General features: G+C 76.5%; 24 protein-coding genes. 16 read left to right on the top strand and 8 right to left on the bottom strand.

What is annotated here, in order from left to right; genetic code table 11:
• Positions 1-28: 28 nt before the first annotated feature.
• From ACI79I_RS16455 to ACI79I_RS16425, 7 genes are all read left to right on the top strand, one after another.
• Positions 29-1,042, top strand: a complete 1,014-nt coding sequence (locus ACI79I_RS16455) for a DUF2382 domain-containing protein (RefSeq protein WP_456993405.1) — start codon at positions 29-31, stop codon at positions 1,040-1,042.
• Between the two features lie 162 nt (positions 1,043-1,204).
• The gene (locus ACI79I_RS16450; RefSeq protein WP_456945871.1) at positions 1,205-2,119 is read left to right on the top strand and encodes an AAA family ATPase; all 915 of its coding nucleotides are present in this window, start codon (positions 1,205-1,207) and stop codon (positions 2,117-2,119) included.
• 100 nt (positions 2,120-2,219) lie between these two features.
• A complete protein-coding gene (locus ACI79I_RS16445) occupies positions 2,220-3,302 on the top strand; it encodes a vWA domain-containing protein (protein WP_456993391.1) in 1,083 nt (360 codons plus the stop codon).
• 68 nt (positions 3,303-3,370) lie between these two features.
• Positions 3,371-4,492: an XdhC family protein gene (locus ACI79I_RS16440; RefSeq protein ID WP_456993390.1), complete on the top strand. Its 1,122-nt coding sequence runs from the start codon at positions 3,371-3,373 to the stop codon at positions 4,490-4,492.
• 103 nt (positions 4,493-4,595) lie between these two features.
• A complete protein-coding gene (locus tag ACI79I_RS16435; protein ID WP_456993389.1) occupies positions 4,596-4,862 on the top strand; it encodes a helix-turn-helix domain-containing protein in 267 nt (88 codons plus the stop codon).
• Positions 4,859-5,536 carry an ATP-dependent Clp protease proteolytic subunit gene (locus ACI79I_RS16430; RefSeq protein ID WP_456993388.1) on the top strand — a complete coding sequence of 226 codons (678 nt, stop codon included), beginning with the start codon at positions 4,859-4,861 and terminating at the stop codon, positions 5,534-5,536. The genes ACI79I_RS16435 and ACI79I_RS16430 overlap by 4 nt, the downstream gene beginning before the upstream one ends.
• Before the next feature lie 29 nt (positions 5,537-5,565).
• Positions 5,566-6,093 (top strand): molybdenum cofactor biosysynthesis protein, encoded by a 528-nt coding sequence (locus tag ACI79I_RS16425; RefSeq protein WP_456993387.1) that lies wholly within the window; start codon positions 5,566-5,568, stop codon positions 6,091-6,093.
• Between the two features lie 42 nt (positions 6,094-6,135).
• Here ACI79I_RS16425 and ACI79I_RS16420 read toward each other — a convergent pair whose 3' ends face one another.
• The 3 genes from ACI79I_RS16420 to ACI79I_RS16410 form a co-directional block, all read right to left on the bottom strand.
• Positions 6,136-6,993, bottom strand: a complete 858-nt coding sequence (locus tag ACI79I_RS16420) for a vWA domain-containing protein (RefSeq protein WP_456993386.1) — start codon at positions 6,991-6,993, stop codon at positions 6,136-6,138.
• 176 nt (positions 6,994-7,169) lie between these two features.
• A complete protein-coding gene (locus ACI79I_RS16415; protein ID WP_456993385.1) occupies positions 7,170-8,063 on the bottom strand; it encodes an AAA family ATPase in 894 nt (297 codons plus the stop codon).
• A gap of 126 nt (positions 8,064-8,189) precedes the next feature.
• Complete coding sequence (locus tag ACI79I_RS16410) at positions 8,190-9,317, bottom strand: NDMA-dependent alcohol dehydrogenase (RefSeq protein WP_456993384.1); 1,128 nt, start codon at positions 9,315-9,317, stop codon at positions 8,190-8,192.
• 151 nt (positions 9,318-9,468) lie between these two features.
• Here ACI79I_RS16410 and ACI79I_RS16405 point away from each other — a divergent pair, with 151 nt between their 5' ends.
• The 3 genes from ACI79I_RS16405 to ACI79I_RS16395 all read left to right on the top strand — a co-directional run bounded on the left by ACI79I_RS16405 (position 9,469) and on the right by ACI79I_RS16395 (position 12,363).
• Positions 9,469-10,917 carry a bifunctional 3-(3-hydroxy-phenyl)propionate/3-hydroxycinnamic acid hydroxylase gene (locus ACI79I_RS16405; protein WP_456993383.1) on the top strand — a complete coding sequence of 483 codons (1,449 nt, stop codon included), beginning with the start codon at positions 9,469-9,471 and terminating at the stop codon, positions 10,915-10,917.
• A gap of 71 nt (positions 10,918-10,988) precedes the next feature.
• Positions 10,989-12,191, top strand: a complete 1,203-nt coding sequence (locus ACI79I_RS16400; RefSeq protein ID WP_456993382.1) for a cysteine desulfurase-like protein — start codon at positions 10,989-10,991, stop codon at positions 12,189-12,191.
• A gap of 10 nt (positions 12,192-12,201) precedes the next feature.
• Positions 12,202-12,363 (top strand): hypothetical protein, encoded by a 162-nt coding sequence (locus ACI79I_RS16395; protein ID WP_456993381.1) that lies wholly within the window; start codon positions 12,202-12,204, stop codon positions 12,361-12,363.
• Positions 12,364-12,427: 64 nt separating this feature from the next.
• Here ACI79I_RS16395 and mftR read toward each other — a convergent pair whose 3' ends face one another.
• Both mftR and ACI79I_RS16385 read right to left on the bottom strand, forming a co-directional pair.
• Entirely contained in the window at positions 12,428-13,021 is a 594-nt protein-coding gene (mftR, locus tag ACI79I_RS16390) for a mycofactocin system transcriptional regulator (protein WP_456993380.1), read from the bottom strand.
• A gap of 77 nt (positions 13,022-13,098) precedes the next feature.
• Positions 13,099-13,986, bottom strand: coding sequence for a LysR family transcriptional regulator (locus tag ACI79I_RS16385; RefSeq protein ID WP_456993379.1), 888 nt, complete (start codon positions 13,984-13,986; stop codon positions 13,099-13,101).
• A gap of 96 nt (positions 13,987-14,082) precedes the next feature.
• On the opposite strand from ACI79I_RS16385, the gene ACI79I_RS16380 reads away from it, so the two are divergent.
• The 5 genes from ACI79I_RS16380 to ACI79I_RS16360 all read left to right on the top strand — a co-directional run bounded on the left by ACI79I_RS16380 (position 14,083) and on the right by ACI79I_RS16360 (position 18,128).
• Positions 14,083-14,439, top strand: a complete 357-nt coding sequence (locus tag ACI79I_RS16380; RefSeq protein ID WP_456993378.1) for a nuclear transport factor 2 family protein — start codon at positions 14,083-14,085, stop codon at positions 14,437-14,439.
• A gap of 72 nt (positions 14,440-14,511) precedes the next feature.
• Positions 14,512-14,637, top strand: a complete 126-nt coding sequence (gene mftA, locus ACI79I_RS16375; protein ID WP_456993377.1) for a mycofactocin precursor MftA — start codon at positions 14,512-14,514, stop codon at positions 14,635-14,637.
• Complete coding sequence (gene mftB / locus ACI79I_RS16370; RefSeq protein ID WP_456993376.1) at positions 14,622-14,993, top strand: mycofactocin biosynthesis chaperone MftB; 372 nt, start codon at positions 14,622-14,624, stop codon at positions 14,991-14,993. The genes mftA and mftB overlap by 16 nt, the downstream gene beginning before the upstream one ends.
• 52 nt (positions 14,994-15,045) lie before the next feature.
• The gene (gene mftC, locus ACI79I_RS16365) at positions 15,046-16,278 is read left to right on the top strand and encodes a mycofactocin radical SAM maturase (protein WP_456993375.1); all 1,233 of its coding nucleotides are present in this window, start codon (positions 15,046-15,048) and stop codon (positions 16,276-16,278) included.
• Positions 16,239-18,128, top strand: a complete 1,890-nt coding sequence (locus ACI79I_RS16360) for a mycofactocin system FadH/OYE family oxidoreductase 1 (protein WP_456993404.1) — start codon at positions 16,239-16,241, stop codon at positions 18,126-18,128. The genes mftC and ACI79I_RS16360 overlap by 40 nt, the downstream gene beginning before the upstream one ends.
• 180 nt (positions 18,129-18,308) lie before the next feature.
• Here the strand turns inward: ACI79I_RS16360 and ACI79I_RS16355 are convergent, their stop codons facing one another.
• Both ACI79I_RS16355 and ACI79I_RS16350 read right to left on the bottom strand, forming a co-directional pair.
• Complete coding sequence (locus ACI79I_RS16355) at positions 18,309-18,788, bottom strand: pyridoxamine 5'-phosphate oxidase family protein (protein WP_456993374.1); 480 nt, start codon at positions 18,786-18,788, stop codon at positions 18,309-18,311.
• Between the two features lie 40 nt (positions 18,789-18,828).
• The gene (locus tag ACI79I_RS16350) at positions 18,829-19,206 is read right to left on the bottom strand and encodes a YchJ family protein (RefSeq protein WP_456993373.1); all 378 of its coding nucleotides are present in this window, start codon (positions 19,204-19,206) and stop codon (positions 18,829-18,831) included.
• Positions 19,207-19,248: 42 nt separating this feature from the next.
• On the opposite strand from ACI79I_RS16350, the gene ACI79I_RS16345 reads away from it, so the two are divergent.
• Complete coding sequence (locus ACI79I_RS16345) at positions 19,249-21,192, top strand: mycofactocin system FadH/OYE family oxidoreductase 2 (protein WP_456993372.1); 1,944 nt, start codon at positions 19,249-19,251, stop codon at positions 21,190-21,192.
• Between the two features lie 40 nt (positions 21,193-21,232).
• Here ACI79I_RS16345 and ACI79I_RS16340 read toward each other — a convergent pair whose 3' ends face one another.
• A complete protein-coding gene (locus ACI79I_RS16340) occupies positions 21,233-21,898 on the bottom strand; it encodes a TetR/AcrR family transcriptional regulator C-terminal domain-containing protein (RefSeq protein WP_456993371.1) in 666 nt (221 codons plus the stop codon).

Raw genomic sequence — 21,898 nt, 5'->3', positions numbered from 1 at the left:
CAGTGCTCAGATGGGAGCGACGACGACGATGATCGGTACCGACGCCATCAGCCGTGTGATCGGCAAGGACGTGTACGACGAGTCCGGGGACAAGATCGGCTCGGCCTCGGAGGTCTACCTCGACGACGAGACCGGTCAGCCGGAGTGGGTCACCGTCCGCACCGGCCTGTTCGGCACCAAGGAGTCGTTCGTGCCGATCCGGCAGGCCGACCTCACCGACGACGGCCTCCGCGTACCGGTGAGCAAGGCCGCGGTGAAGGACGCCCCGAAGATCGACACCGAGGGCCACCTCTCGCCGCAGGAGGAGCAGGAGCTCTACCGCTACTACGGCATGGACTTCGGGTCGGGGTCCGCGGGGCGCACCGACACCACGACCGGCCGCACCGACACCACCGTCGGCCGCGTCGACCGCGACTCGACCACCACCGGGACGACGACCGGCACCGAGTCGACCACCGGGATGGCGACCACGGGCATGACCGGACAGGGGGTCGCCGACCGCGACCTGACCGACCGGGACCGCGGCCTGACCGACCGGGACCGCGACCTGACCGGCACCGCCGGGACCCACACCGAGCACACCGACACCCGCCCGGCGGTCGGCCGCGACACCTCCGGCCCCACGACGGACAACGCCATGACCCGCTCCGAGGAGCAGGTCAACGTCGGCACCCGCACCGAGGAGGTCGGCCGCGCCCGGCTGCGCAAGTACGTCGTCAACGAGACCGTGACCGAGACGGTGCCGGTCTCCCGCGAGGAGGTCCGGGTCGAGCGCGAGCCGATCACCGACGCCAACGTGGGCAACGCGCTGGACGGCCCGGCGATCTCCGAGGAGGAGCACGAGGTCACCCTCCACGCGGAGCGCCCCGTGGTGGAGAAGGAGGCCGTCCCCGTCGAGCGCGTGCGCCTGGACACCGAGACGGTGACCGACACCGAGACCGTCTCCGCCGACGTCCGCAAGGAGCAGATCGACGTGGACGACGCGCAGGGCACCGGCCGGGGCGGCGTCCTGGACCGCGACCGGGACGGGCGGATCGGCTGACCGCACCGGTTCTCCACGGCGCCCGCCCGGCTCGTCCGGGCGGGCGCCGTCGTGTCCCGGGGCGCCGTCCCCGGGCGCCGTCGCCTCCGTGGCCGCCGTCCGGACGGGGACGCTGCCCGGACGGGGACGCCGTCCCGACCGGGCAGGTGGGATGCTCGCAACGTGAGTGAGACCACGCTGGAGCCGGTGTCCGCCTCGGGCGACGGGTTCGCCGGCCCCGACGAGCTGGCCGCGGCCCTCGAGGGCACCGGGTACCTCCCCGACGAGGGGCTGGCCACGGCGGCCTACCTGGCCCTGGCGATGCACCGCCCGCTGTTCCTGGAGGGTGAGGCCGGCGTCGGCAAGACGGCACTGGCGCAGGCGCTGTCCCAGGTGACCGGGCGGCCGCTCTACCGGCTGCAGTGCTACGAGGGCCTGGAGGCCAGTCAGGCGCTCTACGACTGGGACTTCGGCCGGCAGCTGCTGCACCTGCGCGCCGCGGAGGCCGCGCACGCCACCGGGGACACGGAGACCCTCGAGGCCTCCCTCTACGACCGGCGGTTCCTGCTGGCCCGTCCGCTGCTCCAGGCGCTGGAGGACTCCCCGAGCGTGCTCCTGGTCGACGAGGTCGACCGCGCCGACGACGAGTTCGAGGCCTTCCTGCTGGAGGTGCTGTCGGACTTCACCATCTCGATCCCCGAGCTCGGCACGATCCGCGCGGTCACCCCGCCGCTGGTCGTCCTCACGTCCAACCGCACCCGCGAGGTGCACGACGCGCTCAAGCGGCGCTGCCTCTACCACTGGCTGCAGCACCCCGACTTCGACCGCGAGGTCGCCATCCTGCGCACCCGGCTGCCGCAGGTGACCGAGCAGCTGGCCCGCGAGGTGGCCAGGGCGACGGCGAAGCTGCGCACGCTCGACCTGCTCAAGCCCCCCGGCGTCGCCGAGGCCATGGACTGGGCGACCGCGCTGCACACCCTGGGCGCCCGGGACCTCGACCCCGACGTCGCCGCGCGGACGCTGGGTGCGGTCCTCAAGTACCGCGAGGACACCGACCGGGTGCACGCGCTGGCGAGGGGGGCGCTCTTCGGTGGCTGAATCCGCCGGTGTCGGGAGCGACACCCGTGTCGGGGGCCGCGAACACGGGGGTGTCGCTCCCGACACCGCTTCCCGGCGGGACAGGGACGTCGTCGACACGGTGCTGGGCTTCGCGCGCACCCTGCGCCACGCCGGGGTCGCCGCGAGCCCCGACCGGGTGGAGGCGATGCTGGCCGCGACCGGCGCGCTCGACGTCCTCGACGCCACCGACGTCTACTGGGCCGGGCGGCTGACCCTGTGTGCCGGCCCCGACGACCTGGACCGCTACGACGCCGCCTTCGCCGCCTACTTCGGCGGCGAGGCGCCGCGCGCGACCCGCTCGGCGGCGCAGCCGGAGCGGGTGCTGGCCACCACCGCTCCGCTGGAGGCCGGCTCCGGGCAGGGCGAGGAGGGAGAGCAGCCGCCGGAGCTCGCCGGCCGGGCCAGTGCCGACGAGGTGCTCCGGCACCGGGACGTCGCCGAGATGAGCGTGGCCGAGCGCGAGCACCTGCGCCGGCTGTTCGCGCTGCTGGTGCCGGCCTCCCCGATGCGCGCCTCCCGCCGGCGGCGGCCGAGCGCCCACGGCACGGTGCACGCGTCCCGCACGGTGCGCCACGCCCTGCACGACGGCGGGGAGGTCACCCGGCTGCTCCACCGCCGGGCCCGGCCACGCCCGCGCCGCGTCGTCCTGCTGATCGACGTCTCCGGGTCGATGAGCCCCTACGCCGACGCGCTGATGCGGTTCGCGCACGCGGCGGTGCGCGCGCACCCGGCCGCGACCGAGGTGTTCACCATCGGCACCCGGCTGACCCGCGTCACCCGGGAGATGCGCCTGCGCGACCCGGACAAGGCGCTCGCCGCCAGCGGCACCGCCATCCCCGACTGGTCCGGGGGCACCCGGCTGGGCGAGGTGCTCAAGGCCTTCCTCGACCGGTGGGGCCAGCGCGGGACGGCCCGCGGTGCGGTCGTCGTCCTCTGCAGCGACGGGTGGGAGCGCGGCGGCACCGACGTGCTCGCCGAGCAGATGTCCCGGCTGCACCGGCTGGCGCACGCGGTCGTGTGGGTCAACCCGCACAAGGGCCGCGAGGGGTACGAGCCGTTGACCGCGGGCATGCAGGCGGCCCTGCCGTTCATCGACGCCTTCGTGGCCGGGCACAGCATGGCGGCGTTCGAGGAGCTCGTGGGAGTGATCTCCCGTGCCTGAGGTGTTGAGCGGAGTGCCACGGTGCGGGTTTCCTGCACCTCCACACTCCGGTGGGAGAAGAGGCAGCGATGCGTGACGTGCTCGACGACCTGGTCGGCTGGTGGCAGGCGGGCGAGACCGTCGGGATGGGGACGGTCGTCGCCACCTGGCGCTCGGCACCGCGCCCGGCCGGCGCGTCCATGCTGGTGGGTCCCGACGGCACCGCCGTGGGCAGCGTCTCCGGCGGCTGCGTCGAGGGCGCGGTCTACGAGGAGGCCAAGGACGTCGTCGAGACCGGCGTGCCCACCCTCGAGCGGTACGGCGTCAGCGACGACGACGCCTTCGCCGTCGGGCTGACCTGCGGCGGCATCCTCGACGTCTTCGTCGAGCCGGTCTCCCGCGAGTCCTTCCCGGAGCTCGGGGAGATCGCCGAGTCCGTCGCGGCGCACGAGCCGGTCGCCGTCGTCACCTGCGTCGCGGGCCCCGAGGACCGGGTCGGCCGGCGACTGGTCATCTGGCCCGACCGCACCTCCGGCACCCTGGGCCTGCAGCGGCTGGACGACGCCGTCGCCGCGGACGCCCGCGGGATGCTCGCGGCCGGGCGCACCGGGCAGATGCACTTCGGGCACGACGGCGAGCGCCGGGGCGACGACCTCACGCTGTTCGTCAACTCCTTCGCCCCGCCGGCCCGGATGGTCGTGTTCGGCGCCATCGACTTCGCCGCCGCGGTCGCCCGGGTGGGCGCGTTCCTCGGCTACCGGGTCACCGTCTGCGACGCCCGCCCGGTGTTCGCCACGCCCAAGCGCTTCCCCGACGCCCACGAGGTGGTCGTGGAGTGGCCGCACCGCTACCTGCAGGCCGAGGTGGACGCCGGGCGGATCGACGAGCGCACCGTGCTCTGCGTGCTCACCCACGACCCGAAGTTCGACGTCCCGCTGCTGGAGGTCGCGCTGCGGCTGCCGGTGGCCTACGTCGGCGCGATGGGGTCGCGGCGCACGCACGAGGAACGGCTCGCGCGGCTGTCCGAGGCCGGGCTGGCCAAGGAGGAGCTGGCCAAGCTCTCCTCGCCGATCGGCCTGGACCTGGGCGCCCGCACCCCCGAGGAGACCGCCATCTCGATCGCGGCGGAGATCATCGCGGGCCGGTGGGGCGGCTCGGGGGAGCGGCTGACCGGCATCGAGGGCCCGATCCACAAGACCGCCGAGCGCTGAGAGAGGACCCCGTCCTCCCCACCCCTCGCACGCTCGGGGCGGGCCCCTGGACGGGGCCGACGTCGGGGGCCCTCCATAGCGGATCAGGTATACCGTTCCTGGTATGCCGCCGCAGCGTCGCAGCCGGTTCCCGGGCCTGGAGGGCCTGGCCGACCGCCGTCGCGAGCTCATCGAGGAGCTGGTGCGCCTCCGCCAGGAGAGCGACCTGAGCCAGACCGAGCTCGCCGCGCGCATGGGGACCTCGCAGTCCGCCGTCGCCCGGCTGGAGAGCGGTGAGCTCGACGCGCGGCTGTCCACGCTCGAGCGCTACGCGGCCGCCCTGGGCGCCACCGTCGACTGGCAGGTCCGACCGTCCGAGGAGTCGTCATGACCCGAGCCACCTGGCCACCTGTGCCGCCCGGTCCTCCCGAGCCGCCGTTCCCGCCGCGGACGCCGGAGTGGCCGCGCACCCCGTGGCGGCCCGAGCCGCGCCCGCCGGGGCCGGCCCCGTCCTCGGCGTCGGCCGCGGTGGTGGTGGGTGCGACCGACTGGCTGGCCGAGCGGCTGCTCGAGCAGCGCGTGGTCACCCTCGCCGGCGAGTTGGACGCCGAGGTGGTCAACCGGGTCGTGGCCGAGCTCGCGCTGCTCGACGCCACCGGGGACGGACCGGTCCGGCTGCAGCTTGCAGGTGTCAGCGCGGACCTGGACGGCGCGCTCACCCTGGTCGACGCCCTCGACCTCGTGGGTGCGCCCGTGCACGCGACCTCCCTGGGTACGCTCACCGGCGCCGCGCTGGCCGTGCTGGCCGTCGCCGACCGCCGGCAGGCCGGGACGCACGCGAGCTTCCACCTGTGCGAGCCCCGGGCTCCGCGTGGGGTCCCCGGCCACGAGGTGGAGGCCTGGGCCGCCGAGCACGCCCGGCAGCTGCGCCGGCTCCAGGAGCGGCTGGCCGGTGCGTGCGGCCGGCCGGTCGAGGAGGTCGCCTCCGACATGCGGGCCGGGCGGGTGCTCACCGCGGAGGAGGCCCGCGCCTACGGCCTGCTCGACGCCGGGCCGGTCCGCTGAGCGACCTCTCCCACCGGTACGACGTCGAGGTGGTCGGGCTGCTGGCCTCGCCGGTGCACCGGTACGGCGGGCGGCCCGCGGGCCCCGTCCCGGCGATGGACGGCGACCGGCGGCAGGAGATCGAGGTGCGCGCCGGTCACGGCGTCGTCGGTGACCGCTACGCGGGCCGGCCGGCGCACCGGGACGCCCAGCTCACCGTCATCGCCGTCGAGGCGCTGGAGGCCCTGGCCGCCGACCTCGGCGTGCCGCCGTTCGACCCGCTGCTGACCCGGCGCACCGTCGTCCTCCGCGGCGCGCAGGTGGAGGCGCTGCGCGGTCAGGAGTTCACCCTCGACAGCGGCGCGGGCCCGGTGCGGCTGCGGGGCGGCCGGCCGGCGCACCCGTGTGCCTGGATGGACGTCGTCCTCGCGCCCGGCGCCCACCGCGGGCTGCGCGGACGCGGCGGGGTGCGCTGCGCCGCGCTCTCGGACGGCGTGCTGCGGCTGGGGCCCGCCGTCCTGACCACCGCCGTCCCCCTGGACCCCGCCCGCGCGGGGGAGGCCGTGCTCCGCCGGTGACCGGAGTGCCGCGGTGCGGAGGGTGCGCCCCTCCTCCTCCGCTCAGCCGAGGAGGGTCCGCACCGCCGCGGGGGCCTGCGTCGGCCTGAGCAGCGGCGCGACCCGGCCGCCGCCGGCGGCGGCCAGCGCGGCGCAGCGCGCCACCGACTCCGGCTCCTCCGACAGCGACAGCACGTGCAGGTGCGCACCGGCACGGGCCAGCGCCGCCGCGGCCGGGAGGGGGTCGGGGCTGTCGGTCGGCACCCCGTCGGAGAGCAGCAGCACGTCGCGGGCGGCCGCGCGGGAGCCCGCCAGCTGGGCCGCCGCCGTGCGCAGGCCGAGGTCGAGGTCGGTCGTCCCGCCGCCGTCGAGGTCGAACAGCCGGTCGATGACGACGTCGGTGCGCGGGTCGGTCGACAGCGTCCGCAGCACCACCGCCCGGGACCAGAACGCGACCACCGCCAGCTCGTCACCGGGCCGCATCCGCTGCGCCAGCGCCGAGGCGGTGAGGACCGCGACGGCCAGCTCGTCGCCGGCCACCGAGCCGGAGGCGTCGACGAGGAGCACGCACGCCCGGCCGGTGGAGCGCCAGCCGCGCGTGTGCAGGTGCTCGGCGCGCCAGTGCGGCTCGGCGCCGCGGGCGGCGAGGGTGGCGTCCAGGTCGATGTCGCTGCCGGTGTCGTCGCGGCGGGTGACCACCCGTCGGGTGCCCGGGCGGTCGGGGACCCCGGCCCGCGGCGTCCCCACCGGCAGCCGGCAGGCCAGCGCCCGGGCGGCGGCGCGCAGCGCCGGGTCGAACGCCCGGCCCATGGCCGTGAGCAGCCGGTTGGCCGCGTCGGGGTCGCGGGCGGCGAGCTCGGCCAGCGCGTCCTCGTCGAGCTCGCCGAGCTGCGGGGAGACCTGCTGGAACTCCGGGTGCACCCGGGACAGCTCGTCGCGGCCGGCGCGGCGGGCCTGGTGCTGCCGGAGCAGCTGCTCGACGTCGTCGGGGTCCTCCGCGGGCGCCGGCCGCGGCGGACGGCGTCCCGGGGGCGCGCTCAGCCCGCCGTCCCCCGGCGGGGGTGGCGGTGGCTCGGGGTCGCCCGGCTCCTCGGGCGTCAGGCTTTTCCCAGCTCCTCACCGGCCCGCCGCCAGATGTCGGCGACGACGTCCTCCACCGGGCGCGCGGTGCCGTCGGCGAGGGTGACCTTGCCGGTGAGCGCGGCCAGCGCGGCGTCGAGGCCGGTGGCGTCCTCGACGGCCTCCTGCCCGCGGACGGTGGCCAGCTCCGCGGCGATCAGCACGGTGTCGATGGCCCCGCGCACGGAGGAGCCGATGCGCAGCTCGGGGTGGTCGCGGGTGATCCGCACGGTCCGGACCGCCCGGGCGACCAGGTCGGCCGGGCCCCCGGTCGCGGCGGCGACGACCGCCAGCTCCGCGGCCTCGTCCTGGTAGCCCATCGCCACGCGGCAGGACCGGTCGTAGAGCGCCGGCGTCACCCGCGCGGTGCCGACGGCGTCGAACGGGTTCATCGCCGCGACCAGCCGGAAGGTGGGGCGGGCGGCGACCCGGCCGAAGCGGGGCACGTGCATCTCCCGCTCGGAGAGCACCCCGAGCAGGACGTTCATCGTCTCCTCGGGGACCCGGTTGAACTCCTCGACGTAGAGGATCGCGCCGTCGGTCATGGCACGGGTGAGCGGTCCGGGGACGAAGTTCTCGGCGCGGTAGTCCTCGGTGAGCACCCGCGAGGCGTCGTGGTGGCCGACCAGCCGGGTGGGCGTCAGCTCGGCGTTGCCCTCGACCAGCACCAGCGGCACGCCCGCGCCGTCGGCCAGCGAGCGCAGCAGCGTCGTCTTGCCGGTGCCCGGCGGGCCCTCCAGCAGGACGTTGCGGCCGGCCGACAGCGCGGCGGCGACGACCTCGGCCTCGCGGATGCGGGCGACGACCCGCTCCCGGGCGACCCGGACCATGCCGGTCACGTCGAGCCGCCGGGCGGCGGTGGCGGTGCTCACGACGGTGCTCCTCCGGGGGTGGACGTGCGACCGGGGCGCCCCCGCAGGGAGCGCCCCGGCCCGGTGGCGGCCCCGTCCAGGGCACCACCCTGAGCCTGCGGAGGGTGGGGAGGACGGGGTCCTTCCTCAGTCGTAGATGATCACGCCGCGGATGTTCTTGCCGGCCTTCATGTCCTCGTAGCCCTGGTTGACGTCGTCGAGCTTGTACCGGTTGGTGATCAGCTCGTCGAGCTTGAGCTTCCCCTCCTGGTAGAGGCGGAGCATCTTCAGGATGTCGGCGCTCGGGTTCTGGTCGCCGAACAGCGCGCCGCGGATCTCCTTGGTGAACAGCGCCAGCATGCTGGGGTTGATCGGGATGCCCACGTCGGTGAGGTCGCCGAGGCCGGTGATCACGACCCGCCCGCCCTTGCCGATGGCGTCGAAGGCCTGGGCGACGTGCTCGCCCTTCAGCACCCCGACGGTGATCAGCGCCTTGTCCGCGCCCTGCCCGTTGGTGACGCTGCGGGCGAAGTCGGCGGCCTGATCGATGCTCTCGAAGGCGTGGGTGGCGCCGAGCTCCTGCGCCTTCTCGCGCTTGAAGGGGATCGGGTCGACGGCGATGACGTGGCTGGCGCCGGCGTGCGCCGCGCCCTGGACGGCGTTGATGCCGATCCCGCCGATGCCCATGACGATCACCGTGTCGCCGGCCTTGACCTCGCCGGCCTGCACGGCGGTGCCCCAGCCGGTGCCCACGCCGCAGCCGGTCAGGCAGGCGACGTCGAGCGGGATGTCATCGGGGATCTTCACCGTGGAGCGGACGTCGACGGTCGTCACCTCGGCGAAGGTGCCCAGGCCGCACATCTGGCCGACCGGTGTGCCGTCGGAGGTCTGGAAGCGGAAGCTCTCCGCGTCGTCCCACCGGGAGCCGACCAGCAGGTTGGCGCCGGAGTCGCAGATGTACTGCTGGCCGTTGGCGCAGTAGCGGCAGCGGCCGCAGCCGGGCAGGAACGAGAAGACGACGTGGTCGCCCTCCTTGAACCCGGGCGTGCCGGGGCCGACGGCGGTGACGACGCCGGAGCCCTCGTGGCCGCCGAGGAACGGGTAGTGGCCGACCTGCATGTCGCCGCTGGCGATGTGGTCGTCCGAGTGGCACAGCCCGGACGCCGCCAGCTTGACCTGGAGTTCTCCCTGTCGCGGGTCGTCCGCGACCAGGTCGGTGACCTCCCACGTGCCGGGAGCGGAGCGCAGGATCGCGCCGCGGGTGTTCACGGGCACAGTGACCTCCTCGTCGCCCTCACCACTGAGGGCTCGCCTGCATGCACCAGCGCATGACCGTGGCTGCACGGTATGGCGCGGGTCACACCGGGGGAAGGGCGCTGCAACGTTGCCGCTACCCCGGCTCCCGCACGCTGGGAGAGTGGCGCCCGTGTCGGGAGACCCCGTGGTGGTCGTCGGAGCCGGGCCCGTGGGGCTCACGGCCGCCCTGCTGCTGGCCCGCCGCGGGCTCGCGGTGCTGGTCCTGGAGCGGCAGCCGGCTCCGTACGGGGGCCCGCGGGCGGTCCACCTCGACGACGAGGCGCTGCGTGCCCTGGCCGACGCCGGGGTCGCCGACGAGTTCCTGCGGCTGAGCCGGCCGATGAGCGGGCTGCGGCTGCTCGACGGCCGGGGACGCACGCTGGCCGAGTTCGGCCGCTCGGCCGGTGCAGGCGTGCACGGCTGGCCGCAGGGCTCGATGTTCCACCAGCCCGACCTCGAGCGCGTGCTGCTCGCCGCGGTGCGCGGGACGCCGGGCGTCGAGCTGCGCCTCGGGGCGGAGGTCACCGGCCTGGTCCGGGACGACGGCCGGGTGACGCTGACCGTGCTCGACCGCGCCGCGGGCACCTCCGCGCCGGTCGCCGCGGCGGCGGTGCTCGGCTGCGACGGGGCGAACAGCACCGTCCGCCGGCTCGTCGGGGCCCGCATGCGCGACCTCGGGCCGGCCGACCGCTGGCTGGTGGCCGACCTGCGCTCGGCGTCGCCGCTGCCGGTCTGGCCGGGGGTGCACCAGGTCTGCGACCCGGTCCGGCCGGCCACGTTCATGCCGGTCGCCGGGGACCGCTACCGCTGGGAGTCCCGCCTGCGGCCGGGGGAGACACCCGGGGAGCTGACCGCGCAGCTGCCGGTGCTGCTGGGCGCGTACGGGGCGGCCGACGCCGAGGTGGTGCGGGTGGCCGAGTACGTCTACCGCGGTCAGGTGGCCGACCGGTGGCGCGACGGGCGGGTGCTGCTGGCCGGTGACGCCGCGCACCTCACCCCGCCGTTCATCGGTCAGGGGCTCGGGCTGGGCCTGCGCGACGTGCACCAGCTGGCCTGGAAGCTGGCCGCGGTGCTGACCGGCTCGGCCGGCGACGCGCTCCTCGACACGCACCAGGCCGAGCGGGAGCCGCACGCCCGCGCGCTGGTGCGGCTGGCCCTGCTGGTGGGCCGGCTGATGACCGGCGGGGGCGCGGCCGCGTCGACCGTCCGCCGCGGGGTCCTCGCGGTCGCGGCGCGCCTGCCGTCGGTCGCGGCGTTGGCCACCGACAGCCGGACCCCGCCGCTGCGCCGCGGGCCGCTCGTGGCGCGCCGCGGCCGGGCCGGGCGGCGGCTGGCCGGGACGCTGCTGCCGCGTGCGCGGGTCGGCGCCGGCGGGCGCACCTGCCCCCTGGACGACGTCCTGGGCCCGGGGACGGCGCGGCTGCGGCTGCTCGCGCCCGGGCGGGTGGCGGTGCGGCCGCAGGGCGGTGCCGAGGTGGCGGTGGCCGACGTCGACGGCGTCCTCACCGCGTGGTTGCGCCGCGCCGGGGCCTCGACGGTCGTCGTCCGCCCCGACCGGATCGTCGCGTCGGCCGGCTGACCTCGCTGCCCGCGGTGCACACCCGGCGCCCGGGTGCGGCCCGCGCCGGTGACCTGGGCATGCTGGCGGGCGTGAGCTATGACGTCGACGCCGTCCGTGCCCGCTTCCCGGCCCTGCGCGCCGGGGCCGCCCACTTCGACGGCCCGGGCGGCTCGCAGGTCCCCGACTCGGTGGCCGCGGCGGTCGCCGACACCCTCACCTCACCGATCGCGAACCGGGGGCGGGTGACCCGGGCCGAGCGCACCGCGGACGACGTCGTCCTGGCGGCGCGGCGGGCGGTCGCCGACCTGGTCGCCGGCGACCCCGGCGGGGTCGTGTTCGGGCGCAGCGCGACCCAGCTCACCTACGACCTCTCCCGCACCCTCTCGGCCGGCTGGGGCCCGGGCGACGAGGTCGTGGTGACCCGGCTGGACCACGACGCCAACGTCCGGCCGTGGGTGCAGGCCGCCGGGGCGCGCGGCGCGACCGTCCGGTGGGCGGACTTCGACCCGGACACCGGCGAGCTCGCCCCCGAGGCCGTGGCCGCCGTGCTCTCCGGCCGCACCCGGCTGGTGGCCGTCACCGGCGCCTCCAACCTCATCGGCACCCGGCCGGACGTCGCCGCCATCAGCGCGCTGGCGCACGAGGCGGGAGCGCTCACCTTCGTCGACGGCGTGCACCTCACCGCGCACGTGGCGGTGGACGTCGCGGCGCTCGGTGCCGACCTCTACACCTGCTCGCCGTACAAGTTCCTCGGCCCGCACTGCGGCTGCGTGGTCGCCGCGCCGGCCCTGCTGGAGACCGTGCGCCCGGACAAGCTGCTGCCCTCCACCGACGCCGTCCCCGAGCGGTTCGAGCTGGGCACCCTGCCCTACGAGCTGCTGGCCGGCACCACCGCGGCGGTCGACTTCCTCGCCGCGCTCGGCGGGCCGGAGGGGGACCGGCGCGCCCGTCTCGAGGCCGGCATGGCGGCCCTGGAGGAGCACGAGGACCGGCTGCGCGAGCGCATCGAGGACGGCGTCCGCGGGCTGCCCGGGGTGACGGTGTGGTCACGGGCGCGCCGGCGGACGCCCACCCTGCTGATGACCTTCGCCGGCCGCGACGCCGCCGACGCGTACCGGTTCCTCGCCGGGCGCGGGGTCAACGCCCCGGCCGGCTCCTTCTACGCCATCGAGGCCTCCCGCCGGCTCGGGCTGGGGGACACCGGCGGGCTCCGGGTCGGCCTGGCCCCCTACACCGACGACCGCGACGTCGACCGGCTGCTGGCCGGGCTCGAGGAGTGGCTCGCCGACTGAGCGGTGCGGCGTGCAACCACGCGTGGACCGCGGGCGGTACGTGGTCCACTGCCACGACCTCACCCACGAGGACCACGACGTGATGACCCAGTCCTGCGTGGGCGAGGACGGCGACGACGTCGACCCGGTCAACGCCGCCAGGGCGTCGAAGGACGCCGAGCCGGACGACTGATCCCGTCGGCGGGCTGCCCCGGCACGCGCCGCGGCAGCCCGCCGTTCCACGTGGAACGGCGACGTCAGGCGGTGCGCAGGGGCGGGAAGCCGGTGATGAGCTGGTCGAACGCCGCGTGCAGGTCGTCGGCGAGCGTGGTCGTGCCGTCGGCGAGCCAGACCTCGAACGCCGTCGTCGCCGCCGCGCGCGTGGTGGTGGCGACCAGCCGCGAGAGGAGCGCCCCGGGGCGGTCACCGGTGCGCCGCGCGACGTGCTCGGCGACCACCCGGTCGACGTCGGCGTAGCGGACCTGCGAGTGTGCCTGCAGCGCCGGCTCGCGCAGGATCAGCGCCATCCGCTGGCGGAGCATCGGCAGCTCGGCCGCGGCGTAGTCGTTGACCTCGACGTAGGCCGCGCAGATCGAGGAGAGCACCGGCTGGTCAGGGTGGGTGGCCGCCAGCAGGTCGTCCAGCCGCTGGACGTGGGAGGCGAAGTCGCCCCAGACCGCGTCGGCCTTGGTCGCGAAGCAGCGGAAGAACGTCCGCCGGCTGGTCCCCGCAGCCTCCGCGATCTCGTCCGCCGTGACCCGCTCGAACCCCTCCCGGGTGAACAGGTCCAGGGCGGCGCGCTCGATCCGGGCGCGGGTGTCGGCCCGGACGTCCCCCACCACCGCGGTCACGCGTCCCATCTTGCGGCACGCGGCGCCGCGTCCGGCCCCGTTCGCGCTGCCTGGTGAGCCGGCCTGCCCCGTCCGGGTCAGGCCACCGCCGTGCGGACCCCGAACGCGGCGTGCACCCGGTCCAGCAGCGCCGAGCGCGGCCGGTCCGGCGTGGGGCGCCACACGAACGCCAGCAGCGCGGGGGCCGTCGCGTCGGCGAGGGCGAGGACGTCGAGCCGCGCGTCCCCGGCCGGCATGGAGGCCGAGAGCACCGCCGCCCCCAGGCCCCGGGCGGCCAGGTCGGCGACCGCCTCGGGCGAGCTGGCCTCCAGGACGACGTCGACCCGGACGCCGGCGGTCGCACACGCCTCGTCGAACACCGCACGCACGCCGGTGCCGACCGGGAGGCACACGAGGGGGGTGGTGGCCAGGTCGGCCAGCGTCACCCGGCCGCGACCGGCCAGGGGGTGCCCGGTGGGGACGGCGGCGACGAGGGGTTCGCTGACCACGGTGGTGGCCGCGAGCCCCTCGGGCAGCGACAGGACCCCCACCAGCGCGACGTCGACCCGGCCCGCGCGCACGTCGCCGACCAGGCGCGCGGAGTCGCCCTCCACCAGCCGCAACGCGACCCCGGGGTGGGCGCTGTGGAAGCCGGCCAGCGCCTCGAACAGCGGGGTGAGGGTGCAGCCGACGACCATGCCGACGGTCAGGCTGCCGCGGACGACGCCGGTCACGTCGTCCACCGCGCGCCGCAGTCCGGCCGCCGCGGCCAGGGTGGCCCGGGCGCCCTCCAGGGCCGCGGTCCCCGCCGCCGTCATCGTCGCCGTACGGGTGGAGCGGTCGACCAGCCGGGCGCCCAGCTCCCGCTCCAACGCCCGGATCTGCGCACTCACCCCGGACTGGCTGATGTGCACCCGTTCCGCGGCGCGCGTGAAGCTCGCCTCCTCGGCGACGGCCACCAGGTACTCCAGCTGGCGCAGCTCCATGAGCCCATCTTCTCATCCCCAGAAGGACGATGAGTTGGACTTCTGGGGTTCCGGCCACGAGGGTCGAGGTGTCCACCCGACCACCGAGGAGGAGCGATGGCCACCGACCCGGCCACCCTGGCCGAGACCTACTTCCGTGCCTGGCAGGAGGGGGACGCCGACGCGCTGCGCGCCGTGCTCGCCGACGACGTCACCTTCCGTGGACCGCTCGGCACCGCCGACGGCGTCGAGGCCTGCCTGCAGGGGTTGCAGGGCCTGGGCCGTGTCCTCACCGGGATCGCGGTGCAACGCCGGTGGGTCGACGGCGACGACGTCGTCACCTGGTTCGACCTGCAGACCAGCGTCGCACCGGCCGCGCCGACGGTGAACTGGAGCCGCGTGCGCGACGGCCGGATCGCCGCGATCCGGGTGACGTTCGACCCGCGCGAACTCCTCTCCGGACTCGGCCGGTGACCCGTGTTGCCCGTGGCACTCGGTGTCACTAGCGTCCACCCCACGTCGTGACCACGATCACAGGGAGGCCCCGTGCCCGAGCCCACCGAGACCCAGGTCGACCGCACCGAGGGCGTGGCGCCCGCCGCCGAGGAGGCGCTGGTCGAGGAGTCGCTCGTCGAGGAGGTCTCCATCGACGGCATGTGCGGGGTGTACTGATCGACGCCCCCGTCGCGGCGCCGGCCGGGCCGATGGGGAACGCCGGCGCCGCACCGCCGCCGGGTCCTCCGCCCGGCTCCGCCTTCGACCCGTCGCTGCCCTGGCGGCGGGCCCGCTCGGTGGCGCTGCGTCCCGAGCCGTTCGGCGCGCTGGTCTACCACTTCGGCAACCGGAAGCTCTCCTTCCTCAAGTCGAAGACCCTGGTCGCGGTCGTGGAGACGCTCGCCGACCACCCCAGCGCCGAGGCGACCCTGGTCGCGTGCGGGGTCCCCGAGGGCCAGCGCCCGGCCTACGTCCGGGCGCTGGCCGACCTGGCGCGTTCGCAGATGATCGAGCTCCGGGAGGCACCCGCATGAGCACCCCACGACGTCCCTCCGCTCCGTTCCACGACGCCGAGGGGACCCCGCGGTGACCGCCGTCCTGCCGTCCCGACCCGCCGCCCCACCCCGACCGACCGGCGGACGGCTGATCGACCAGTTCGAGTACGGCCTCGACGCGCCGATCTGCCTGACCTGGGAGCTCACCTACGCCTGCAACCTCGCCTGCGCGCACTGCCTGTCCTCCTCGGGCCGGCGGGACCCGCGGGAGCTGTCCACCGCCGAGGCCGAGGCGGTCATCGACGAGCTGCAGCGGATGCAGGTCTTCTACGTCAACGTCGGCGGCGGCGAGCCCACCGTGCGGCCGGACTTCTGGCACCTGCTCGACTACGCGATCGACCACCACGTCGGCGTCAAGTTCTCCACCAACGGCGTCAAGCTCGACCGCGAGCGCGCCCGGCAGCTGGCCGCGACCGACTACGTCGACGTCCAGATCTCCCTGGACGGCGCGACCGCCGAGGTCAACGACCGCGTCCGCGGCAGCGGGTCGTACGCCACCGCCGTGCGGGCCCTGGAGAACCTGGCCGAGGCCGGGATGCGCGACTTCAAGGTGTCCGTCGTCGTCACCCGGGAGAACGCCGGCCAGCTCGACCAGTTCAAGGCCCTCACCGACCGGTACGGCGCCCAGCTGCGGATCACCCGGCTGCGCCCGTCCGGCCGCGGCGCCGACGTCTGGGACCAGCTGCACCCCACCCAGGCCCAGCAGCGCGAGCTGTACTCCTGGCTGCTGGCCAACGGCGACCGCGTGCTGACCGGCGACTCCTTCTTCCACCTGTCGGCCTACGGCCAGGCGCTGCCGGGCCTGAACCTCTGCGGCGCCGGCCGGGTGGTCTGCCTGATCGACCCCGTGGGCGACGTCTACGCCTGCCCGTTCGCCATCCACGAGCAGTTCCTCGCCGGCAACGTCCGCGACGAGGGCGGCTTCCAGCGGGTGTGGCAGCACTCCGACCTGTTCGCCGAGCTGCGCAGCCCGCAGACGGGCGGCGCGTGCACGAGGTGCGCGCACTTCGACGCCTGCCGGGGCGGCTGCATGGCGGCCAAGTTCTTCACCGGCCTGCCGCTGGACGGCCCCGACCCCGAGTGCGTCCAGGGCCACGGGGAGAGCGCGCTGGCCGCTCGTGACGGGGCGGCGGTCGTGCCGAAGAGCTCCGTCGACCACTCGCACACCGGCCCGGTCCGCGGCCAGCCGACCCTGCTCGGCATGCCGTCGATCCCCGCCAAGGCCTGCGACGAGTCCCCGCTGGCCGGGCTCGACCTGCGCTGAGGCTGCTCGAACCGCTGGTCCTGGCCGGCCGGACGGCGCCCTCCCGGGTGCTGTTCGGCCCGCACGTGACCAACCTCGGGCGCGGGCGGGCGCTGTCGGAGCGGCACGTGGCCTACTACGCCCGCCGCGCCCGCGGCGGCTGCGGCGTCGTCGTGACCGAGACCGCGTCGGTGCACGAGAGCGACCACCCCTACGAGCGGGCGCCGCTGGCCGCCGACTGCGGCTCCGGCTGGGCCGCCGTCGTCGCCGCCTGCCGGCCCTCCGGCGCGCTGGTCCTCGCCGGTCTCGGGCACACCGGGGCGCAGGGGACGAGCGCGCACACCCGGTCCGCCCTCTGGGCGCCGTCCCCCGTGCCGGACGTCGTCACCCGCGAGGTCCCGGCGGAGATGGGCCCCGCCGAGATCGACGCCCTGGTCGACGGCTTCGTCGCGGCCACCCGGACCGCCGTCGCCGCCGGCGTCGACGGCGTGGAGGTCGACGCCGGGCCGCGGTCGCTGCTGCGCCAGTTCGCCTCCGGGCTGACCAACACCCGCTCCGACGCGTACGGCGCCGACCGGCTGCGGCTGCTGCGCGAGGTGACGGCCGCCGTCCGGGCGGAGCTGGGACCGGGCCGGGTGGTGGCGCTGCGGCTGTCCTGCGACGAGGGTGCCCCCTGGGCCGGGATCACGCCCGCCACCGCCGCCGGGTACGTCGCCGAGCTCGCGCCGCTGCTCGACCTGCTCGTCGTCGTCCGCGGCAGCGGGGTGGCCCTCTCGTCCTACCGCCCCGACGGGCACGTCCGGCCCGGGTTCAACGCCGACCTCACCCGCGCGGTGCGGGCGGCGGCCGGCGGCACCCCGGTGGTCCTGCAGGGCTCGGTCGTGGACGTCGGGGCGGCCGAGGCCGCGCTCGCGGGCGGGACCGCCGACGCCGTCGAGATGACCCGCGCGCAGATCGCCGACGCGGACCTGGTGGTCGAGACCCGCGCCGGGGTGCCGGTGCGCCCCTGCACTCTGTGCAACCAGGCCTGCCGGGTGCGCGACGTCCGCAACCCGCTGGTCAGCTGCGTGGCCGACCCCCGCAGCGGCCACGAGACCGAGGACCCCGCCGAGCCGCCGGACGGCGCCGGGCGCCGGGTGGTCGTGGCCGGCGGCGGGCCGGCCGGCCTGGAGGCGGCACGGGTGCTGGCCGGAGCCGGCGCCGACGTGCGGCTGGTCGAGCGCGGCGACCGGCTCGGCGGGGCGCTGGCGGTGGTGGCGGCGCTGCCCGGCCGGGAGCGGTTCGCCGACCTCACCCGCTGGCTGGTCGCCGAGGTGGAGCGGCTGGACGTGCGCGTGGAGCTGGCCGCGGAGACCGCGGCGGCCGACCTGGTCGCCACCGGCGCCCGGCCCGGGCCGCCGGCGGCCGCCGGTGCGCTGACCGCCGCCGACGTCCTCGCCGGGGCCGACCTGCCGCCGGGCCCGGTGGTGGTGCACGACCCCGCCGGGGGCCCGGCCGGCGCCGGGGTGGCCGAGCTGCTCGCCGGCCGCGGGCGCGAGGTCACCGTGGTGACCCCGCACGACGTCGTGGGCGTGCGGCTGGGGGAGGACCTGGCCCCCGCCAACGCCCGGCTGCTGCGGGCGGGGGTGCGCCGGCGCACCGGGACGGTGCTGCGGGCCGTGGCCGACGGGTCCGCGGTGCTGGCCGACCGGTGGACCGGTGCGGAGAGCCGCATCCCGTGCGCCGTCCTCGTCGAGGCCGGCCCGGGCCGGCCCGGCGACGTGCCGGCCGGGGTCCTCGCGGCCGGTGACGCCGTCACGCCGCGGACCGTCCTCGAGGCCGTGCTCGAGGGGCGGCGCGCGGCGGTCGAGCTGCTCAGCCGGCCGACCTGAGGCCCCCCTCCGGCAGGAGGTCGGGCAGCAGGTCGGCCAGCGTGAGCGCGGCGAGGAACACGAGCAGGACGGCGACGGTGAACACGGGGGCACCTCCAACGGGGACGTGTCCCCACCGTCCCGCCGCGCCCTGGGCGCCGGGCCCGCCCCCGCTGGGAGTCGCCTGTGAGCAGCGTGCCCCTAGAGGTCGACCTTCGCGTTGTCGCCGGCGTCGATGCGCTGCCCGGTCGCCTTGGCCTTGACGAAACTGAACGCGGTGGCCAGCCGGCCGCCGGGGGCGTCCCAGTACTCCGCCGAGTCGGCGTCGACCTTGACCAGCAGGGTGGAGGGGTCCTCCGGACCCTGCGGCAGCCACGCCTCGACGCCGCCGTTCCACAGCTCCTTCTTCTTGGCGACGTCGTCGACCACCGCGGCGTACCCGGTCAGCGACACCCAGGTGCCGCCGGACCCGATCCCGACGTTCACCTGCGGAGCGGCCGCGATGTGGGTGAGCCACTCACTGCCCCGCTCGGCGAAGAACCACAGGTCGCCGTCGAACTCCACCTCCTGGAGGGTCATGGGGCGGCTGGTCAGCTTCCCGTCGGGCGCGGTCGTGGTGAGGAAGCCGAAGCGCTCCCCCTTGATCAGGTCGGCGACCTTGCGGGTGTCGTCGGAAGTCATGGCGGGGGAGTGCCCTGCGCGGCCGTGCCCGAAGCCTGGTTCAGAGCGCGTCGAGGTAGCGCCAGGCGCCGCCCTCCCGCACGAACCGGCTGACCTCGTGCTGGCTGCCGGTCTCGCCGGCGTGCCGGTACCAGGCCCGGAACTCGACCGTGCCCTCGTCGGCGAACAGCCCGCCGCCGGTGGTGCCGAGCACGTCCAGCCCGGTCCAGCGGACATCCGGGTCGAGCTCCAGCGACCGCGGGCGGGTCGTCGGGTGCCAGGTGGCCAGCAGGTGGGCGGGGTCGCCGACGGCGAAGGCGCTGTACCGGGAGCGCATGAGCTGCTCGGCGGTGGACGCCGTCGCGGTGCCCGCGTGCAGCCGGCCGCAGCACTCGTCGTAGGTGAGCCCGGTTCCGCAGGGGCAGCGTCGAGGGGCCATGCCCGGCAGTCTCTAGGGTCGCGGCGGCGGGAGGAGGTGGCGGTGCGGTACGAGCGGCTCGCGGCGCCCCTGCGCGTCGGGCCGGTCACCCTGCCCAACCGGGTCGTCTTCCCGGCCCACCTGACGAACTTCGCCGTCGACGGGCTGCCCACCGCCCGGCACGCCGCGTACTACGCGGCCCGGGCCGCCGGCGGCGCCGGGCTGGTGGTCACCGAGGAGTCGACCGTCGACCCGGCCGACCGGCCCTACGAGGAGCTCGTCCGCGGGTACGACGACGCCGTCCTGCCCGGCTGGCGGCTGGTCACCGGCGCCGTCCACGCCCACGGCGTGCCGGTGTTCGCCCAGCTCAACCACAACGGCGGCCAGTCCGACTCCACCCACACCCGCGCGCCGGTCACCGCGCCGTCCCCGGTCCCCGACCCGCTGTTCGGCGAGGTGCCGCGCGAGGCGTCGGCCGCCGACCTCGCCCGGCTGGTCGCCGGCTACGCCGACACCGCGGCCCGCTGCGCCGCCGCCGGTTTCGACGGCGTGGAGGTGCAGGCCTCCCAGTCCTCGCTGGTCCGCCAGTTCCTGTCCCCGGCGACCAACCGGCGCACCGACGGCTACGGCGGCCCGCTGGAGCACCGCGCCCGCTTCCTCGTCGAGGTGCTCACCGCCGTCCGCGAGGCGGTCGGACCCGGTCGCGCCGTCGGCGTGCGACTGGCCGGCGAGGAGGGGGTGGACGACGGGACGACGCTCGCCGACGCCGGAGCCGTCGCCCGCCTGCTGGCCGCGGCGGGGCTGGTCGACTCCGTGAGCACCACCGTCGGCGTCGCGACCGCGACCCTCGAGCGGGTCGCCCCCCCGATGACCACGCCCCCCGGGTACGCCCGGTACGTCGCCGCGGCGATCCGTGCGCAGGTCCGGGCGGTGGCCGACGTCCCGGTGATCGGGGTCGGCCGGTTCCTCACCCCGGCGCAGGCCGAGCGGGCCCTCGCCGACGGTGACTGCGACCTGGTCGGCGTGGCCCGCGGGCAGGTCGCCGACCCCGAGTGGGCCGCCAAGGCGCTCACCGGGCGGGCCGGTGAGATCCGCCGCTGCCTGGGTTGCAACCAGGAGTGCGTCGGCCGGGTGGGGCTCAACCGGCCGCTGGGCTGCGTGGCCAACCCGCGGGCCGGCCGGGAGGCCGCGCTGCCCGTCCCGGCCCGCCGGCGCCGGGTGCTGGTGGTCGGGGGCGGGCCGGCCGGGCTCCGGACCGCAGCCACCGCAGCGCAGCGCGGGCACGCGGTCACCCTGCTGGAGCAGGACCCGCGCACCGGCGGCGCGATCCGGGTCGCCGCGTCCGCGCCGGGCCGGGACGGGCTGCTGCCGCTCGTCGACGACCTGGCCGCCGAGTGCGCGCGGGCCGGGGTCGACGTCCGCACCGGCGTGCGCGCGACCGCCGACGACGTCCGGGCGCGGGCTCCCGACGTCGTCGTCCTCGCGACCGGGGCGCGGCCGGCCCGGCCCGCGTGGGCGGGGGACAGCGCGCGGGTGGTCGACGTCCGGGAGGTGCTCACCGGCGCGGTGTCCCCGGCCGGTGACGTCCTCGTCCTCGACGACCTCGGGGCCGCCGCCGCGCCGTCGGTCGCCGAGTTGCTCGCCACCCGCGGCTGCGCGGTCGAGGTCGTCACCGCGGCGATGGTCGTCGGGCAGGACCTCGGGCTCACCCTCGACCGGCCGCGGTGGCAGCGCCGGGCCGCCGAGCTGGGCATCCGGCAGAGCACCGACCTGGTGGTCCAGGGGGTCGAGGGGCGGGTCGTGCGGCTGCTGCACCACCCGACCGGCGGAGCGGAGCAGCGCCGCGCCGACTGGGTGGTGGTCGCCACGCACGCCCGGGCGGACGACGAGCTGTGGCACGCCCTGCGCGACAGCGGCCTGGAGGTGCACCGGGTCGGGGACTGCCTCGCCCCGCGCCGGGCCGGGGCGGCCACCCTGGACGGCGACCGGGTCGGCGCGGCGCTCTAGCGGAGGAGGACCGGCGGGTCGCCGCGCGCAGCTCCGCCGCTCAGGGGGCGTAGCGGGCGCGCAGGCCGTCGAGGATGAGGTCGAGGCCGAACTCGAACGCGGCCGAGTGCGGGCGCTCGAGCAGCTCGGAGATGGCGGCGAGCAGGACGGGCTGGCTGGCGAGCAGGTCGGCCCGCAGGTCGTTCAGCTCCTCGTCGTCCGCGGCCGGCAGCGGCTGGTTGCGCCCCCGCTCGGCCTCGGCCTGCCACTCGATGGCGCTGCCGATGACGTAGGCGCCGATCGCGAACAGCGTCTGCTGGGCCTCGCCGGGGGTGAGCCCGGCGTCCACGAGCACGCCGAGCACCCGCTCGATGCCGGGCAGGTTCTCCGGGCTGGGCCGGTTGCCGGCGAGCACCCGGGGGGCGTCCCGGGTCGTGGTGAGCGCCTCGAACAGCCGCCGGGCGTCCGCGCGCAGCCACTCCCACCACGGCTGGCCCTCGTCGGGCCCCGCGTAGGCCCGGCCGCTGCGCCGGAGGAGCTCCTCGGCCATGAGGTCCATGAGCTGGCGCTTGTTCTCCACGTGCCAGTAGAGCGTCGGCCCCGAGACGCCCAGCCGCGCGGCGATCCGCCGGAACGAGACCGCGTCGAGCCCGCCCTCGGCGAGCAGGGCCAGCGCGGCGTCGACGACAGCCTCGCGGGACACCGGCGAGCGCTCCACCGTCTTCAC

It is taken from the genome of Geodermatophilus sp. SYSU D01105, from assembly GCF_054050095.1.
Note: the sequence above shows the minus strand (reverse complement) of the source record. Positions and strands in the feature narration are given on the sequence as shown.